At 54.4% G+C, this 2,634-nt stretch carries 2 protein-coding genes; both read left to right on the top strand.

Features of this window, described 5'->3' with window-relative positions:
* A partial coding sequence (locus DW640_RS23100) for an NADH-ubiquinone oxidoreductase-F iron-sulfur binding region domain-containing protein (RefSeq protein WP_117578995.1) occupies positions 1–1,272 on the top strand: 1,272 nt, incomplete at its 5' end.
* A gap of 11 nt (positions 1,273–1,283) precedes the next feature.
* On the top strand, positions 1,284–2,634 hold a 1,351-nt coding region (locus tag DW640_RS23095; RefSeq protein WP_117578994.1), incomplete at its 3' end, for a [FeFe] hydrogenase, group A.

Here is a 2,634-nt window from a genome sequence, read left to right as displayed (position 1 = left end):
GGCTTGAAATGGGAATTTGCCAGTAAGCAGGTATCGGACGTAAAGTACGTTGTCTGCAACGCCGACGAAGGCGACCCCGGCGCCTTCATGGACCGCTCCATCATGGAAGGCGACCCGCACTCTATTGTAGAAGCGATGTGCATCTGCGGTTACTCCATCGGTTCCTCCAAAGGACTGGTCTACATCCGCGCCGAATATCCGCTGGCCATCAACCGCCTCAAAAAAGCGATTGAGCAAGCCCGTGCATACGGATTACTGGGGGACCACATCCTGGGAACAGATTTCAGCTTCGACATAGAGATCCGTTACGGAGCAGGCGCGTTCGTCTGCGGCGAGGAAACCGCCCTCATCCACTCGATGGAAGGAAAACGGGGAGAACCGACCTTGAAACCTCCTTTCCCCGCCGAATCCGGTTATCTGGGCAAACCGACCAATGTGAACAATGTGGAAACCCTCGCCAATATTCCCATTATCCTGACCAAAGGCGCCGAATGGTTCGCCTCCATCGGAACGGAACGCTCCAAAGGCACCAAAGTCTTCGCTCTTGCCGGAAAGATCAACAATGTCGGACTGATCGAAGTACCGATGGGAACTACCCTGCGGGAAGTAATCTACGAAATCGGCGGAGGCATCAAGGGAGGAAAGAAATTCAAAGCCGTACAGACAGGCGGTCCGTCAGGGGGCTGTCTGACGGAGAAACATCTGGATACTCCCATCGACTTCGACAACCTGCTGGCAGCCGGTTCCATGATGGGATCGGGAGGCATGATCGTGATGGATGAAGATGACTGTATGGTATCCGTCGCCCGTTTCTATCTCGACTTTACCGTCGAAGAATCCTGCGGTAAATGTACCCCATGCCGTATCGGCAACAAACGCCTGCTGGAACTGCTGAACAAGATAACGGAAGGACGGGGCACGGAAAAAGACCTGGACACGCTTGCCACCCTCGGACGGGTGATAAAAGACACGGCACTCTGCGGACTGGGACAAACGTCTCCGAATCCGGTACTGTCTACCCTCGACAACTTCCGTGACGAATATCTGGAACATGTCAGAGACAAGACCTGCCGCGCCAAACAATGCAAGTCCCTGCTGACCTATACCATTAATCCGGAACTTTGTATCGGTTGCCACCTGTGTGCCAAGAATTGTCCGGCGGATGCCATCAGCGGCTTGGTACGCAAACCTCATGTCATCAACCCCGAGAAATGTATCAAGTGCGGCATGTGCATGGCACGCTGTAAATTCAAAGCTATTCTTGTCTGCTAAAATCTACTGCTATGGAAGAAAAACAAATTACCCTCCAGATAGACGGTCACTTTATCACCGTACCCGAAGGAAGCACGATCCTCGAAGCCGCCTGCAAAATCGGCATCAACATACCTACGCTGTGTCACATCGACCTGAAAGGAACCTGTATCAAGAACAATCCCGCTTCCTGCCGCATCTGTGTAGTCGAAGTGGCAGGACGCCGCAATCTGGCTCCCGCCTGCGCTACCCGTTGCACAGAAGGGATGGTAGTGAAAACCAGTACCCTGCGCGTGATGAACGCCCGGAAAGTGGTAGCCGAACTGATCCTGTCCGATCATCCCAACGACTGCCTCACCTGTCCCAAATGCGGCAACTGTGAACTCCAGACACTGGCACTGCGCTTCAACATCCGTGAAATGCCGTTCAACGGCGGCGAACTTTCTCCCCGCAAACGGGAAGTGACCTCCTCCATTGTGCGCAACATGGACAAGTGCATCTTCTGCCGCCGATGCGAAAGTGTCTGCAACGATGTACAGACAGTCGGCGCACTGGGAGCCATCCGCCGCGGATTCAACACAACAATAGCCCCTGCCTTCGACAGAATGATGAAGGATAGCGAATGTACCTACTGCGGTCAATGCGTAGCCGTATGTCCGGTAGGCGCACTGACTGAACGGGATTACACCAACCGCCTTCTGGACGATTTGGCCGACCCCGATAAGATCGTAATTGTCCAGACTGCCCCCGCCGTACGTGCCGCCCTGGGAGAAGAATTCGGCTTGCCTCCCGGCACACTGGTAACCGGAAAAATGGTTTACGCCCTCCGCGAACTGGGTTTCGACTATATATTCGATACCGACTTTGCCGCCGACCTCACCATCATGGAAGAAGGTTCCGAAATCCTGAACCGACTGACACGCTATCTGGACGGAGATAAATCCGTCCGGCTTCCGATCCTGACTTCCTGCTGCCCGGCTTGGGTAAACTTCTTCGAGCACCACTTCCCGGATATGCTGGATATCCCTTCTACCGCCCGTTCTCCACAACAGATGTTCGGCTCCATCGCCAAGTCTTACTGGGCAGAGAAAATGGGAATCCCCCGCGAAAAGCTGGTAGTTGTCTCCATCATGCCCTGTCTGGCCAAGAAATATGAATGTGACCGCGACGAGTTCAAAGTAAACGGTGTCCCCGACGTCGATTACTCCATCTCCACCCGCGAACTGGCACGCCTGATAAAGCGAGCCAACATCGGCTTTACCCTCGTGCTGGACAGCCCGTTCGACAACCCTATGGGAGAATCGACCGGCGCCGGTGTCATCTTCGGTACGACGGGTGGTGTCATGGAAGCCGCCCTGCGCTCCGTTTATGAAATCTACACCG

Source organism: Bacteroides sp. AM23-12, from assembly GCF_003434395.1.
In the GTDB taxonomy this organism is placed as follows: domain Bacteria; phylum Bacteroidota; class Bacteroidia; order Bacteroidales; family Bacteroidaceae; genus Bacteroides; species Bacteroides thetaiotaomicron.
The sequence above is the reverse complement of the archived record's forward strand: the minus strand, read 5'-3'. Positions and strand labels throughout refer to the sequence as shown.